The 15276-nt window shown below is 63.9% G+C and carries 14 protein-coding genes and 1 pseudogene; 13 read left to right on the top strand and 2 right to left on the bottom strand.

What is annotated here, in order from left to right; translation table 11 throughout:
• Positions 1 to 21 precede the first annotated feature (21 nt).
• The 13 genes from uvrA to QK290_RS11160 all read left to right on the top strand — a co-directional run bounded on the left by uvrA (position 22) and on the right by QK290_RS11160 (position 14401).
• Complete coding sequence (uvrA, locus tag QK290_RS11220) at positions 22 to 2949, top strand: excinuclease ABC subunit UvrA (RefSeq protein WP_282330737.1); 2928 nt, start codon at positions 22 to 24, stop codon at positions 2947 to 2949.
• Between the two features lie 78 nt (positions 2950 to 3027).
• Positions 3028 to 3741 carry an HAD hydrolase-like protein gene (locus QK290_RS11215; RefSeq protein WP_282330736.1) on the top strand — a complete coding sequence of 238 codons (714 nt, stop codon included), beginning with the start codon at positions 3028 to 3030 and terminating at the stop codon, positions 3739 to 3741.
• A complete protein-coding gene (locus tag QK290_RS11210) occupies positions 3728 to 4396 on the top strand; it encodes a lysophospholipid acyltransferase family protein (protein ID WP_282330735.1) in 669 nt (222 codons plus the stop codon). The genes QK290_RS11215 and QK290_RS11210 overlap by 14 nt, the downstream gene beginning before the upstream one ends.
• Positions 4397 to 4408: 12 nt before the next feature.
• Positions 4409 to 6415, top strand: coding sequence for an excinuclease ABC subunit UvrC (gene uvrC, locus QK290_RS11205; RefSeq protein WP_282330734.1), 2007 nt, complete (start codon positions 4409 to 4411; stop codon positions 6413 to 6415).
• Between the two features lie 72 nt (positions 6416 to 6487).
• Positions 6488 to 7411: an RNase adapter RapZ gene (gene rapZ, locus QK290_RS11200; protein WP_282330733.1), complete on the top strand. Its 924-nt coding sequence runs from the start codon at positions 6488 to 6490 to the stop codon at positions 7409 to 7411.
• Positions 7411 to 8430 (top strand): uridine diphosphate-N-acetylglucosamine-binding protein YvcK, encoded by a 1020-nt coding sequence (gene yvcK / locus QK290_RS11195; RefSeq protein ID WP_282330732.1) that lies wholly within the window; start codon positions 7411 to 7413, stop codon positions 8428 to 8430. The genes rapZ and yvcK overlap by 1 nt, the downstream gene beginning before the upstream one ends.
• A gap of 9 nt (positions 8431 to 8439) precedes the next feature.
• The gene (gene whiA, locus QK290_RS11190) at positions 8440 to 9420 is read left to right on the top strand and encodes a DNA-binding protein WhiA (protein ID WP_056339766.1); all 981 of its coding nucleotides are present in this window, start codon (positions 8440 to 8442) and stop codon (positions 9418 to 9420) included.
• 111 nt (positions 9421 to 9531) lie between these two features.
• The gene (locus tag QK290_RS11185) at positions 9532 to 10158 is read left to right on the top strand and encodes a superoxide dismutase (RefSeq protein ID WP_185263578.1); all 627 of its coding nucleotides are present in this window, start codon (positions 9532 to 9534) and stop codon (positions 10156 to 10158) included.
• A 264-nt stretch (positions 10159 to 10422) separates the two neighbouring features.
• Positions 10423 to 11433 (top strand): type I glyceraldehyde-3-phosphate dehydrogenase, encoded by a 1011-nt coding sequence (gap, locus tag QK290_RS11180; protein ID WP_282330731.1) that lies wholly within the window; start codon positions 10423 to 10425, stop codon positions 11431 to 11433.
• Positions 11434 to 11443: 10 nt separating this feature from the next.
• On the top strand, positions 11444 to 12670 hold the full coding sequence (locus tag QK290_RS11175; RefSeq protein ID WP_282330730.1) for a phosphoglycerate kinase: 1227 nt from the start codon (positions 11444 to 11446) through the stop codon (positions 12668 to 12670).
• A gap of 87 nt (positions 12671 to 12757) precedes the next feature.
• A complete protein-coding gene (gene tpiA, locus QK290_RS11170) occupies positions 12758 to 13573 on the top strand; it encodes a triose-phosphate isomerase (protein WP_282330729.1) in 816 nt (271 codons plus the stop codon).
• A 51-nt stretch (positions 13574 to 13624) separates the two neighbouring features.
• On the top strand, positions 13625 to 13882 hold the full coding sequence (secG, locus tag QK290_RS11165) for a preprotein translocase subunit SecG (protein ID WP_282330728.1): 258 nt from the start codon (positions 13625 to 13627) through the stop codon (positions 13880 to 13882).
• 123 nt (positions 13883 to 14005) lie between these two features.
• Positions 14006 to 14401 carry an RNA polymerase-binding protein RbpA gene (locus QK290_RS11160; RefSeq protein WP_282330727.1) on the top strand — a complete coding sequence of 132 codons (396 nt, stop codon included), beginning with the start codon at positions 14006 to 14008 and terminating at the stop codon, positions 14399 to 14401.
• Here the strand turns inward: QK290_RS11160 and pgl are convergent.
• Entirely contained in the window at positions 14354 to 15172 is an 819-nt protein-coding gene (gene pgl, locus QK290_RS11155; protein ID WP_282330726.1) for a 6-phosphogluconolactonase, read from the bottom strand. The two genes, QK290_RS11160 and pgl, sit on opposite strands and share 48 nt — an antisense overlap.
• A pseudogene (locus QK290_RS11150) lies at positions 15162 to 15276 on the bottom strand (OpcA protein); the annotation flags it as partial. The gene pgl and the pseudogene QK290_RS11150, both read right to left, overlap by 11 nt.

Below are 15276 nucleotides of genomic sequence, written 5' to 3'. Positions count from 1 at the left end.
GTTTTCGATTAGCATTAGTGGGTGCCTAAAGCCGTAGCTGAAGAAACAGCAGTCGAATCCGTCCCCGTCGCCGTTCCCCGGGCCCCAGCCATGCCTGCCCGGCCAGACCTCTCCCGCCTTGTGGTTAAGGGCGCGCGGGAGCATAACCTGCGCAATGTGGACCTGGATCTGCCCCGTGATGCCATGATCGTTTTCACCGGGCTATCCGGCTCCGGGAAGTCATCGCTGGCATTCGACACTATCTTTGCCGAGGGCCAGCGGCGCTACGTTGAGTCCCTGTCGGCCTATGCCCGCCAGTTCCTCGGCCAGGTGGACAAACCGGATGTCGATTTCATCGAAGGCCTCTCGCCTGCGGTATCGATTGACCAGAAGTCCACCAGTAAGAACCCCCGCTCCACGGTTGGCACCATCACTGAAATTTATGACTACATGCGTTTGCTGTGGGCACGCGTGGGGCGGCCGCATTGCCCCGTTTGTGGCGAGGTTGTGGCCCGGCAGACGCCGCAGCAGATCGTGGACCAGCTGCTTGAGCTTGAGGAGGGCACACGATTCCAGGTCCTGGCGCCGGTGGTGCGGGGGCGCAAGGGCGAGTTCGTGGACCTCTTCAAGGAACTGACCGCCAAGGGCTATTCGCGTGCCCGGGTGGACGGCGAGCTGATCCAGCTGAGCGAGCCCCCCAAACTCGGCAAGCAGTTCAAGCACACCATTGAAGTGGTGGTGGACCGCCTGGTGGTCAAGGAAGGCATCAGCCAGCGCCTCACGGATTCCGTTGAAACGGCGCTTGGCCTGGCCGAAGGCCGGGTCCTGGCCGAGTTCGTCGATCTGGACGCAGACGCTCCGGGACGGCTGCGGGCATTTTCCGAGAACCTCGCCTGCCCCAACGAACACCCCCTGGCCATCGATGAAATCGAGCCGCGATCCTTCTCGTTCAACAATCCCTTCGGCGCCTGTTCCGCGTGCAGCGGCATCGGTACACGGCTCGAGGTTGACGAAGAACTGATTATTCCGAACCCGGAGCTGTCGTTGTCCGAGGGCGCCATCGCGCCGTGGTCACTGGGCACCGCGACCACTGAGTATTGGAACCGCCTGCTCGAAGGGCTGGCAAATGAGCTTGGATTCTCCATGGACACACCCTGGGAGAAGCTGGGCAAGGACGTCCGCCAGACTGTCCTGCACGGCAAGGACCACAAGGTGGTTGTCCAGTACAAGAACCGCTTCGGACGGGAACGCAAATACAGCACCGGCTTCGAGGGTGCCATCCAGTACGTCCACCGCAAGCACGGTGAGACGGACTCCGAGTGGGCCCGCGACCGCTACGAAGAATACATGCGGCAGATCGCGTGCCCCGCGTGCAATGGCGCCCGGCTCAACCCCGCCTCGCTGTCCGTCCTGATCAACGGCAAGTCCATCGCAGATGTAGCGGCCATGCCCATGCGGGTGTGCGCGGACTTCCTGAACAACCTGGTCCTGACCGGCCGCGAAGCCCAGATCGCCCACCAGGTGCTTAAGGAAATCCAGGCCCGGCTGACCTTCCTGCTCGACGTCGGGCTGGAATACCTGAACCTTGAGCGCCCCTCCGCCACCTTGTCCGGCGGCGAAGCGCAACGGATCCGCCTCGCCACCCAGATCGGTTCCGGCCTGGTGGGCGTCCTTTACGTCCTGGACGAGCCCTCCATCGGCCTCCACCAGCGCGACAACCGCCGGCTCATTGACACCCTGACGCGGCTCCGGGACATGGGAAACACGCTCATCGTGGTGGAACACGACGAGGACACCATCCAGGTGGCGGACTGGATCGTTGACATCGGACCGGGCGCAGGCGAGCACGGCGGACAGGTCGTCCACTCCGGTTCGTACCAGGACCTCCTGTCCAACACCAAGTCACTGACCGGCGACTACCTGTCCGGACGCAAGAAGATCGACATCCCCAAGAAGCGGCGCAAATACGACAAAAAGCGTGAGCTGAAGGTCGTTGGGGCCCGTGAAAACAACCTGATCAACGTTGATGCGGCCTTCCCGCTGGGCCTGTTCACCGCCGTGACCGGCGTCAGCGGCTCCGGCAAGTCAACGCTGGTCAACGAGATCCTCTACAAAGTGCTGGCCAACAAGCTCAACGGCGCCAAGCAGGTAGCGGGACGCCACAAGAGCATCATGGGCCTGGAGCACCTGGACAAGGTGGTGCACGTGGACCAGAGCCCCATCGGGCGCACCCCCCGGTCGAACCCCGCCACGTATACCGGTGTCTTTGACAACATCCGAAAGCTCTTCGCCGAAACCACCGAGGCCAAAGTCCGCGGCTACCTGCCAGGCCGGTTCTCCTTCAACGTCAAGGGCGGGCGCTGCGAAGCTTGCGCCGGTGACGGCACACTGAAGATCGAAATGAACTTCCTGCCGGACGTCTACGTTCCCTGCGAGGTGTGCCACGGCGCACGGTACAACCGGGAAACCCTTGAAGTGCACTACAAGGGCAAAACCATCGCGGATGTGCTCAACATGCCCATCGAAGAAGGTGCGGAGTTCTTCGCAGCCTTCTCGCCGATCGCCCGGCACCTGAACACGCTCGTGGACGTGGGCCTCGGCTATGTCCGGTTGGGACAGCCGGCAACCACCCTCTCCGGCGGCGAAGCCCAGCGCGTCAAGCTTGCCGCGGAACTGCAGAAGCGCTCCAACGGACGCAGCGTCTATGTCCTCGACGAGCCCACCACGGGCCTGCACTTCGAGGACATCCGCAAGCTCCTGATGGTCCTGCAGGGACTGGTGGACAAGGGCAACACGGTGATCACCATCGAACACAACCTGGATGTCATCAAGAGCGCCGACTGGATCGTGGATCTTGGCCCGGACGGCGGTTCCGGCGGCGGGCAGATCGTGGCCACCGGCACTCCCGAGCAGGTGGCGAAATCCACCAAGAGCCACACGGCATCCTTCCTCGCGGAAATACTGAGCTAGGCGGTTGGCGTCCAAGGACGTATGCCGTGTCGGGCATGCGAGTTTCGGGCATGCTCGGTGTCGTGAGAAACTAGGCCGGTGACTCAAACAACAGTGCCCGTGATCTTTGACCTGGACGGCACTCTTGTCGATCCGGCCGGTGGTATATCCGACGGAATCGCAGCCGCCCTTGCCGCCGCAGGTCTGCCGGTTCCCGGCCAAGACGTCCTGCAGTCGATGATCGGCCCGAAACTAAGCGACGCACTCCAGAGTGTCTGCAAGGTTCCGGCCGAGATGCTTGATGAGGTCATCCGGACGTACCGGCAGTACTACCTGGCCACGGGGATAGCCCAGAGCCGGCTGTACCCCGGGATCAAGGAAGTGCTGGAGACTTTTGCTGCGGAAGGCAGGCCGGTGGCCGTCGCCACGCAGAAGCCCGAGGGGCTGGCCCAGATCGTGCTGGGCCACCACGGCATCGCCGGGCTGTTCCAGTCCATCAGGGGTTCGGCAGACAACGAACTCTCAACGGACGGTCCGGTAGGCAAGGCAGAGATCATCGCCGCCGCACTGACCGACCTGTCCACCCAGCATGCCGTTATGGTGGGTGACCGCGCCCAGGATGTGGCGGGAGCCATCGCCAACGGGCTTGACTGCATCGGCGTGGGCTGGGGATTCGCCCCCGACGGCGAACTCGAAAAAGCCGGGGCCGTCACCGTGGTGGACACCGCCGCGGGCATGCTCGCCGCCATCGGGCGCCTCGAAGCCATCCACACTGCCGCGATGAGTGAGGTGCGCAACGATGGCGCTGTTTGAGGCGGTCCGCTGGACGTTTCGCGGGCTCGTGGCGGGCACCTGCCGGCCCACCGTCGTCGGCCTTGAAAATGTCCCAAAAGAGGGGCCCTTCATTGTGGCGCCGAACCATCTCTCCTTCTTTGACAGCGTCATCGTCCAGGCACTGATGCCTCGGCCGGTGGCCTTCTTCGCCAAAGCCGAGTATTTCACCACGGGTGGCGTGAAGGGAAAGGTCATGAAATCCTTCTTCGAGTCCGTGGGCTCCATCCCCGTGGAGCGTGGCGAGCAGGCGGCGAGCGTCCAGGCGCTCAAAACCCTCTTGGACATCCTGGAGTCCGGCAAGGGCATCGGCATTTACCCGGAAGGCACACGGTCGCGGGACGGTATTCTCTACCGCGGCCGCACCGGTGTGGGTTGGCTTGCACTGGCAACCGGAGTTCCCGTGATCCCGGTCGGCCTGATCGGGACGGAAAATCTGCAGCCGGCCGGTGAGAAGGGCTTCAGGCCGCATCACTTCACCATGAAGGTGGGGGAGCCTCTGTATTTTGACAAGACCGGCCCGGATCATTCGCTGCCGGCGCGCCGCCAGGTGACGGACCGCATCATGGATGCAATCGCCGAACTCAGCGGCCAGGAACGCTCCACCAGCTACAACCAAAGTAAGAGCACGGATTAGTAGAATGAAGTAGTGGCAGATCCAGCAACGTACCGGCCCCAGACGGGTGAAATTCCCACGAACCCCGGGGTGTACCGGTTCCGCGATCCACACGGCCGGGTCATCTACGTCGGCAAGGCCAAAAGCCTTCGCTCGCGCCTGAATTCCTACTTCGCGAACCCGGCGGGCCTGCTGCCCAAAACCCACGCAATGGTCCACACGGCGAGCAGCGTGGAGTGGACAGTGGTGGGCAGCGAGCTGGAGTCGTTGCAGCTCGAATACACCTGGATCAAGGAATTCAAGCCCCGGTTCAACGTGGTCTTCCGCGACGACAAAACCTATCCGTACCTGGCACTCACCATGAGCGAGAAGCTCCCCAGGGTCCAGGTCATGCGGGGGGACCGCCGCAAAGGCACCCGGTATTTCGGCCCGTATACGGCCGGCGCAATCAGGGAAACAATGGACACTTTGCTACGGGTTTTTCCCGTCCGCAGCTGCAGCGCCGGCGTTCTCAAACGGGCCCAGGCAAGCGGCCGGCCCTGTCTGCTGGGCTACATCGATAAATGCTCCGCTCCCTGTGTTGGCCGGGTCACCCCGGAGGAACACCGGGCCCTGGCGGAGGACTTCTGCGCGTTTATGGGCGGTGAGGCTAAACGCTTCATCACCAAGCTCGAAAAGCAGATGGCCGAGGCTGTCAGCACTCTCGACTACGAGCGTGCCGCGAGGCTCCGTGACGACATCACCGCGTTGCGGAAGGTCTTTGAGCGTAATGCGGTAGTGCTCGCCGACGACACCGACGCCGATGTCTTCGCGCTGCACGAGGACGAACTGGAAGCCGCCGTCCAGGTCTTCCACGTTCGCGGCGGCCGGATTCGTGGCCAGCGCGGCTGGGTGGTGGAAAAAGTTGAGGATGCCACCACCCCGGATCTGGTGGAACACCTGCTGCAGCAGGTCTACGGCGACGACGGCGACAGCCATGGGCGGCTGCCCCGCGAAGTCCTGGTGCCCGTAGAGCCCAGCAACGCGGCGGAACTGACAGAATGGCTCGGCGGCCTGCGGGGAGCCAAGGTGGATATCAGGGTGCCGCAGCGCGGCGACAAGGCTGCGCTGATGTCCACTGTCCGTGAAAACGCCGAACACGCGCTCAAACTGCATAAGACCCGCCGCGCCGGGGACCTCACCGTACGCTCCCAGGCACTCCAGGAACTGCAGGAAGCCCTGGACCTGCCCGTGGCGCTCCTGCGGATCGAATGCTACGACGTCTCCCATGTCCAGGGCACCAACGTCGTGGCGTCCATGGTGGTGGTCGAGGACGGGCTGCCTAAGAAGTCCGACTACCGGAAATTCTCCGTCACCGGGGCCGCCGCGGCGGACGACACCGCCGCCATGCATGATGTCCTGACGCGGCGCTTCCGGTATTACCTGCAGGATAAGTCGGCGCAGGTCGAGGCGTCCGCACTGCCCGGGCATCAAGCCGCCGTGGAAGCAGCCGCCGATGCCGCCCTCCTGGACACCACTACGGCGGCGCCGCGAGCAAAATTCGCGTACCCGCCCAACCTGGTGGTGGTCGACGGCGGCCAGCCCCAAGTCAACGCCGCAGCCCGGGCGCTGGCAGATCTTGGCATCGAGGATGTGTACGTCGTGGGCCTGGCCAAACGCCTTGAGGAAGTCTGGCTGCCGGACAGCGACTTCCCCGTGATCCTGCCCCGGACGTCGCAGGGACTCTATCTGCTGCAGCGGATCCGTGACGAAGCCCACCGCTTCGCCATCACCTTCCACCGGCAGAAGCGCGGTAAGGCCATGACCGTCTCGGCCCTGGACGGCGTGCCAGGCCTTGGCGAGTCCAAACGCAAGGCACTGCTCACCCACTTCGGGTCCGTCAAGGGTGTCAAAGCCGCCACCTCGGCCGAGCTCACGTCGGCGAAGGGCATTGGACCATCCCTTGCCAACGCCATCGTGGCCCACTTCAGCGGCGACGACACGGCCGGCGATGAAGTTCCGGCCGTGAATATGGCCACCGGCGAAATCATTGAAACCTAGGTAGGGTAAAGAACGCAGGTTTCCGCCATTGCGGTCGCCTGCCTTCATCTGGACAGAAACGGGGCGGAACGAATGGCAGACTCTACGGCGGAATCCGGGACAGGGCAGGACGGCATGACGCCGGTCAAGCCCGTCGAAGCGGAACTGCTGGTGGTCACCGGTATGTCAGGGGCGGGACGGAGCACCGCCGCGGACGCGCTGGAGGACCACGGCTGGTATGTCGTGGAAAACCTGCCGCCGCAGATGCTCGGCACCCTGGCCGAGATTGTGTCCCACGCGCCGCAGTCCATTCCGCGGCTGGCCGTGGTGATGGATGTCCGCAGCAAAGGCCTCTTTGTCGACGTCCGTGCGGCCCTGGGGGCCCTCGCCGCCAGCGGTGTCAAGTTCCGGGTCCTTTTCCTCGACGCCAACGACGACGTCCTGGTCCGCCGCTTCGAGCAGGGCCGCAGGCCCCACCCCCTCCAGGAAGGTGGCCGGATCCTCGACGGAATTGCCACCGAACGTGAGGTACTCAAGGAACTGCGCGACAGCTCCGACGTCGTACTGGATACCTCCACCTACAACGTCCACGCCCTGGCTACCGCCATCACGGAACTCTTTAGCGAGACCGGCCCGGTGGCACTGCGGCTCAACGTCATGAGCTTTGGCTTCAAGTACGGCCTGCCGGTGGATTCCAACTACGTTGCGGACGTCCGGTTCATCCCGAATCCGCACTGGGTCCCGCAGCTGCGCCCGCATACGGGCCTGGACAAGGACGTCAGCGACTACGTCCTCGAGGCGGAAGGCGTGAAGAACTTCGTGGACCGCTATGTCCTGGCGCTCGAGCCCGTCCTGGACGGCTACCGGCGCGAAAACAAGCACTACGCCACCATTGCCGTCGGCTGCACCGGCGGCAAGCACCGGTCCGTGGCCGTCGCCGTCGAACTTTCCAAGAAACTGGCACAGTATCCGCGCGTGACCGTGACCACCACCCATCGGGATCTGGGCCGCGAGTAATGGGGATGCTCACCGGGCCCCTCCCGCTGGTACCGATTTCCAGCGGAACGGCAGCCGGCCAGCAGGACAAAGGCCCCAATGTTGTGGCGCTCGGCGGCGGGCATGGCCTGTCTGCTTCGCTCTCGGCGCTGCGGCTGCTTACCTCCGAGCTGACCGCCATTGTCACTGTGGCGGACGACGGCGGGTCTTCCGGGCGTCTGCGCGACGAGTACGGCGTCCTGCCGCCCGGAGACCTGCGCATGGCGCTGTCCGCCTTGTGCGATGACACGGACTGGGGCCGCACCTGGCGTGACGTGATGCAGCACCGGTTCCGGCCCGGCGAAGGCCGCGGCGGATCGCTGGATGAGCATGCAATGGGCAACCTGCTCATCGTCACCCTGTGGGAGCTTTTGGGAGACACGGTGGCCGGACTGAAGTGGGCAGGGGCCTTGCTGGGTGCCCGCGGGCAGGTGCTGCCGATGTCCACCGTGCCGCTGACCATCGAAGGCGACATCCGCGTCACGGCACCTGACGGCACGTCGGCGCTCCAGACTATCCGCGGGCAGGCGCGCTGCGCCGTTGCCGGCTCGCTGGAACAGGTCCGGCTCCTGCCCGAACAGGCGCCGGCCTGCGTTGCAGCCCTGACAGCCATCGAACTTGCCGATTGGGTCATCCTCGGGCCGGGATCCTGGTACACGTCCGTGCTGCCGCACCTGCTGCTCCCCGAAATGCGTTCCGCCCTGAGTTCCACGGCGGCAAAACGCTGCCTCACCATGAACCTGGCAACGGACACCAAAGAGACCACGGGCATGTCTGCGGCGGACCACTTGTACGCCCTCCACCGGTATGCGCCGGACTTCAGCGTCGACGTCGTCCTGGCGGATCCCGCGTCGGTGCAGGACCGGCAGGAGTTCGAGAAAGCCGCCGGGATGATCGGCGCCGAGGTTGTCTTGGGTAAAGTGGGGGCGTCGGGCCGCCGACCCGTCCATGACCCCCTGCGTCTGGCAGCGGCGTACCACGACATTTTTGGGAACAGTTAGGAAGGTGCCATGGCACTGACATCATCGGTCAAGGAAGAACTGTCCCGCCTGGACATCAAGAAATCCTCAGTCCGCAAGGCAGAGGTTTCGGCCATGCTGCGCTTTGCCGGCGGCCTGCACATCATCTCGGGCCGGATCGTGATCGAAGCCGAGGTTGACCTAGCGTCAACGGCGCGCAGGCTCCGGGCGGCCATCGCGGAGGTTTACGGGCACCAGAGCGAGATCATTGTTGTCTCCGGCGGGGGACTGCGCCGCGGCAGCCGGTACGTGGTGCGGGTAGTCCGCGACGGCGAGTCCCTGGCCCGCCAGACAGGCCTGCTGGACGGCCGTGGCCGGCCGGTGCGGGGCCTTCCCTCAGCCGTGGTCAACGGCTCGGCCGCTGACGCCGAGGCCGTCTGGCGTGGTGCTTTCCTGGCACACGGTTCGCTCACCGAGCCGGGCCGTTCGTCATCGCTGGAGGTCACCTGCCCTGGGCCAGAGTCCGCGCTTGCGCTCGTTGGTGCCGCCCGCCGTCTCGGCATCCAGGCGAAAGCCCGCGAAGTCAGGGGAGTGGACCGGGTAGTGATTCGCGACGGCGACACCATCGCCGCGCTGCTCATCCGGATGGGCGCCCACGACGCCCTGATGGTCTGGGAAGAACGCCGGATGCGCAAGGAAGTCAGGGCCACGGCCAACCGGCTTGCCAACTTCGACGACGCCAACCTGCGGCGCTCCGCGCAAGCGGCCGTGGCCGCCGGTGCCCGGGTTGACCGGGCACTTGAAATCCTGGGCGACGACGTCCCGGACCACCTCAAATACGCGGGCGAACTCCGCGTGGCCCATAAGCAGGCAAGCCTGGACGAGCTCGGGCGCCTGGCCGATCCGGTGATGACCAAGGACGCCATCGCCGGCCGCATCCGCCGGCTTCTGGCCATGGCGGACAAGCGGGCCATCGATCTGGGGATCCCCGGCACTGATGCCAATGTGACGCCTGAGATGCTGGACGAGTAGCGGCGCCCCTAGAATCAGAGGGTTCAACCTGATCTTCCGGATGCCAGTCATCCGGATGCACGATCCGAGAGTTACAACCCGGACAGACAGTCCACGACATTGGAGGATTTTGTGACCGAGTACGTACTGCCAGAACTCAGCTACGACTACGCAGCGCTTGAGCCGCACATTTCGGCGCGCATCATGGAGCTGCACCACAGCAAGCACCACGCCGCTTACGTTGCGGGTGCCAACAATGCCCTTGCCCAGCTGGCAGAGGCACGCGCAAAGGGCGACTTCGCCAACATCAACCGTTTGTCCAAGGACCTCGCGTTCCACACCGGCGGCCACATCAACCACTCGGTGTTCTGGAACAACCTGTCCCCGGACGGTGGCGACAAGCCCGAGGGTGAGCTGGCAGCTGCCATCGATGACGCCTTCGGTTCCTTTGACGCCTTCCGTGCCCAGTTCTCCGCTGCGGCCCTAGGCCTGCAGGGATCGGGCTGGGGATTCCTGGCCTACGAGCCGATCGGTGGCAACCTGGTCATCGAGCAGCTCTACGACCAGCAGGGCAACGTAGCACTCGGCACCACGCCGCTGCTGATGCTGGACATGTGGGAGCACGCCTTCTACCTGGACTACGTAAACGTCAAGGCTGACTACGTCAAGGCATTCTGGAACATCGTCAATTGGGCAGATGTCGCCAAACGCTTCGATGCTGCACGCACCAACGCTACGGGCCTCATTACCCTGCCGTAGTGACCTGCAGTACATGTACGTGTAACAAACTTCACATTTCGGCGTGATTTCGGCTGGAATGCGGTTGGTCCGCCCCCGCACTTGCGGGGGCGGACCAACTTAAACGTAAGATGGATCACGGAAGGCGGTCTGCCTTCAGCAACGTGGCTGGTCGCCCTCCGATCTGTTAATCATCTCTGCCCAATGGCGTGCGGGATCTGTTAGTTGGCTTCAATGCCCGCTCAACTAATTTGTGCTTATTTAGGCACCAAGGAGACTGAACAAGTGACGACCCGTATTGGTATCAACGGCTTCGGCCGCATCGGCCGCAACTACTTCCGCGCAGCCCTCGCTCAGGGCGCGGACCTGGAGATCGTTGCCGTCAACGATCTCACCAGCCCTGAGGCGCTGGCCCACCTGCTCAAGTACGACTCCGTCGGCGGCCGCCTGAAGGAAACCGTTGAAGTCAAGGGCGGCAACATTGTCGTCGACGGCAAAGTCATCAAGGTTCTCGCCGAACGCGATCCCGCCAACCTGCCTTGGGGCGAGCTGGACGTGGACATCGTCATCGAGTCCACCGGTTTCTTCACCAAGGCCGCTGCCGCGCAGAAGCACATCGATGCAGGCGCCAAGAAGGTCCTGATCTCCGCACCGGCCTCCGATGAGGACATCACTATCGTGATGGGTGTCAATGACGGCCTGTACGACAATGCGGCGCACAACATCATTTCCAACGCGTCCTGCACCACCAACTGCCTGGGCCCGCTGGCCAAGGTCCTCAACGACACCTTCGGCATCGAGCGTGGCCTGATGACCACCATCCACGCCTACACCGCTGACCAGAACCTGCAGGACGGCCCGCACAACGACCTCCGCCGTGCTCGCGCCGCCGCCATCAATATGGTCCCCACCTCCACGGGTGCGGCCAAGGCGATCGGACTGGTCCTGCCTGAGCTTAAGGGCAAGCTGGACGGCTACGCCATCCGAGTGCCCGTCCCCACCGGCTCGGCCACTGACCTCACGGTCACCGTCTCCCGGGAGACCACCGTCGAGGAAGTCAATGCAGCGCTGAAGAAGGCTTCGGAGTCCGAAGAGTTCCAGGGCATCCTCACGTACACCGACGCTCCGATCGTTTCCTCGGACATCGTGGGGGACCCGTCGTCGTCAATCTTCGACTCGGGCCTGACCAAGGTCATCGGCAACCAGGTCAAGGTTGTTTCCTGGTATGACAACGAGTGGGGCTACTCCAACCGCCTCGTGGACCTCACGGAGCTCGTCGCAGCCAAGCTGGGCTAGGGTTAGACACATGACATTCCACACCCTCAACGAACTGATCGCTGAAGGTGTCCGCGGGCGGTACATTCTTGTCAGAAGTGACCTGAATGTGCCGCTCGACGGCTCTACAGTGACTGACGACGGCCGCATTAAGGCCTCTCTGCCAGTACTGGGAAAGCTCACGGACGCCGGTGCCCGCGTGCTGGTAACAGCGCACCTTGGACGCCCCAAGGGCGCTCCGGAGGAAAAGTACTCCCTCCAGCCTGCCGTAGCGCGGCTCGCCGAACTCGCCGCTTTCAAGGTCTCGCTCGCGCAGGACACTGTGGGCAGCTCAGCGAAAGAACTCGCGGCCTCGCTTCAGGACGGCGAAGTCCTCGTCCTGGAGAACGTGCGTTTCGACGCCCGGGAGACCAGCAAGGACGACGCCGAACGCGGCGCCTTCGCGGACGAACTGGTGGCCCTGACAGCGCCCAACGGTGCCTACGTTGACGACGCCTTTGGTGCCGTACACCGTAAGCACGCCAGTGTCTTCGACGTCGCCACCCGCCTCCCGTCCTACCAGGGCGATCTCGTACACACCGAAGTGGAGGTTCTGCGGAAGCTGACGGCTGACACGCAGCGGCCCTACGTGGTGGTACTCGGCGGCTCCAAGGTCTCCGATAAGCTGGCGGTCATCGACAACCTCATCGGCAAGGCCGACACCATCCTGGTGGGCGGCGGCATGCTCTTCACGTTCCTGGCGGCAGAAGGCCACAGCGTGGCCGGCAGCCTCCTGGAAGAAGACCAGATCCCGGTCGTCCAGGACTACCTGAAACGGGCTGCCGGAGCCGGCACGGAATTCATCGTGCCCACCGACGTCATCGTGGCCAGTAAGTTCGCGGCCAACGCAGACTACGAGACCGTCCCCGCGGACGGCATCGAAGGCAGCAGCTTCGGCGCACAGGGCATCGGCCTTGACATCGGTCCGGACTCTGCCGCCGCCTTTGCGGACCGGATCAAGGACGCGAAAACGGTGTTCTGGAACGGGCCCATGGGCGTCTTCGAGTTCGAAGCATTCTCCGGCGGAACCCGCGCCGTAGCCAAAGCCCTCACTGAGGCCGACGCGTTCACCGTGGTGGGCGGCGGGGACTCCGCTGCCGCCGTGCGGACGCTCGGCTTCGCTGACGACCAGTTCGGGCACATTTCCACCGGCGGCGGCGCCAGCCTGGAATATCTCGAAGGCAAGGAACTCCCGGGACTCAGCGTCCTGGACCGTTAGGACCCTGGACTGCCAAGTCCTCCGGCCGGCAGGGTGCCCGCGGGCATCCTGCCGGCCGCACACATATCAAGAACTTTTGGAGAACACGTGACTACGTCAACGAACGGCGCTTTTGACCGCACGCCTCTCATTGCGGGCAACTGGAAGATGAACATGGACCATGTCCAGGGCATCACCCTCCTGCAGAAGCTGGCCTGGACCCTGTCGGACGCCAAGCACGACTACAGCCGGGTTGAGGTGGCTGTCTTCCCGCCATTCACCGACCTTCGCGGTGTGCAGACCCTCGTCCAGGGTGATGAACTGGACATTGCCTACGGCGGGCAGGACCTCTCCCAGTTCGACTCGGGCGCTTACACCGGCGACACCTCCGGCCAGTTCCTGAACAAGCTGGGCTGCCGATACGTCCTGGTGGGGCACAGTGAACGCCGCACCATCCACCAGGAATCCGACGACGTCCTCAACGCCAAGGTTAAGGCCGCGTTCAAGCACAGTGTCACTCCGGTCCTTTGCGTTGGCGAAGGCCTGGAAATCCGCCAGGCCGGCACCCATGTCGAGCACACCCTGACACAGCTCCGGGCGAACGTCGCCGGTCTGGCTGCCGAGCAGGCGGCAGAGCTTGTGGTGGCCTACGAGCCCGTCTGGGCCATCGGCACCGGTGAAGTGGCCGGCCCGGAGGACGCTCAGGAGATGTGCGCTGCCATCCGCGCGGAACTGGCCAACCTCTTTGGCGACGATGTTGCAGCGAAGATCCGGCTGCTCTACGGCGGCTCGGTCAAGGCAAACAATGTCGCCGCGATCCTGAAGGAGCGCGACGTCGACGGTGTCTTGGTAGGCGGGGCCAGCCTCGATCCCGCGGAGTTTGCTAATATTGTCAGGTTCGAGAGTCACCTGGTGACGGGCTAGTCCGTCACGCAGTTCCAGGCTCCCGCAATTCCAATCTTCTGAAAGGCCGTCGTGGACGTTCTTCATGTCATTCTGCAGATTCTCCTGGGCATTACCAGCCTTCTGCTTACCCTGCTAATCCTCCTTCACAAGGGACGGGGCGGAGGGCTGTCGGACATGTTCGGCGGTGGTATGAGTTCCGGCCTCAGCTCCTCCGGGGTTGCCGAACGGAACCTGAACAGGTTCACCGTGATCCTGGGCGTCACCTGGGGCGTCGTTATCATTGGCCTCGGCCTGATTATGCGCTTCAGCGGCGCAGGGGACTCGTAGACTCTGCAACTGATCGTCGCCCGGCACTGCCGCGATGAGGATCTCCGAACTAAACTGTGGCTGTTGGCTCCCAACAGCCACAGTTTCGTTTAAACAGCGTCGTTTAAGCAGCCAGGAGTCCAGATGGTACATAGTGCGTCAGCGTTCCGCGGCACCCGGGTGGGTGTGACAGAGGGGGCCGGTCCCAAGAACCAGTCAGAAGCGGCCTCAGGCGAAAGAGTGCCCCGTATCCGGGTTTCTTTTTGGTGCGCCAAGGGTCATGAGACCCAGCTAGTCTTCCTGCGGCTGCCGGACGAGCAAATTCCCTCCGTCTGGGACTGCCGGCGCTGCGGGGCTCACGCATCACGGGACGGCAAGGACGCCGACCTGCCCGACCCGTTGGGCGAAGGCTTTAAGAGCCATCTTGAATACGTTAAAGAACGGCGCTCCGACCAGGACGCCGAGGCTGTCCTGGCCGGAGCGCTGGAAAAACTACGCGCCGGTGGCGTCCTTCCGGACGAGCTGCTGCGGGACACGTGACGCCGCGTTTTCATCGATAAGCCACAGGGTGCGGGAGGTTCCCCGCGGGCCTGCCGCCGGAACCTGCACCGGGTTGGCGCCCGCCAGGGCCAGGCCAACTGCGCCGGCCTTGTCCTCACCGGCAACCACCATCCAGACCTCGGCCGCAGTATTAATGGCGGGAAGCGTCAGCGAGATCCGCTGTGGCGGCGGCTTGGGCGAATTCCGGACGCCTACCACCGTCAGTTCCTTCTCCCGGATTCCGCCCTGTTCGGGGAAAAGCGAGGCGACATGGGCGTCTGGGCCTACGCCCAGCAGCACAATATCCAGCCGCGGCAGTATCCCCGGCTGGTCCGGTCGGTCGTCGGACATGTCAGCAGCGTGTTCGGCCTGGGCTGCTTCCCGGAGCCTGCGAGCGTAGTCTTCGGCCGCTTCCTCAGGCGTGTCGAAGTCATCCGAGGAGCCCGGCTGATTGATCCTTGCAGGATCAACCGCAATGCTCGACAGGAGTGCATCAAACGCCTGCCTGGTGTTCCGGTCGGGATCATCCGCAGCAATAAAGCGCTCGTCACCCCACCAAAAATTCACCCTGGACCAGTCGACGGCGGGCGCCGCCGGAGAATCCGCAACGGCCTTCAGTGTTCCGATGCCTACTGTGCCCCCGGTCAGCACCACCGTGGCCTCACCGTGCTTGTCCTGCACATCCACCAGCTTGGTGATCAGGCGGGCCGCGATGGCGGCCATCAGGACGGAGGAATCAGGATGGATGCTAACTCTTGGCTCAACGCTCACTGGGTCGGACGCTCCTTAGATTGGTACGTGGCAGTCCAATAGTAATCACTTCGCCGAATACTTCGTCGGGGTCGAGGCGGCGGAGTTCTTCGGCGAGGCAGTCT

It is taken from the genome of Pseudarthrobacter sp. AL07, from assembly GCF_029960665.1.
Taxonomy (GTDB): domain Bacteria; phylum Actinomycetota; class Actinomycetes; order Actinomycetales; family Micrococcaceae; genus Arthrobacter.
This window is presented reverse-complemented; position numbering and strand designations above follow the sequence as displayed.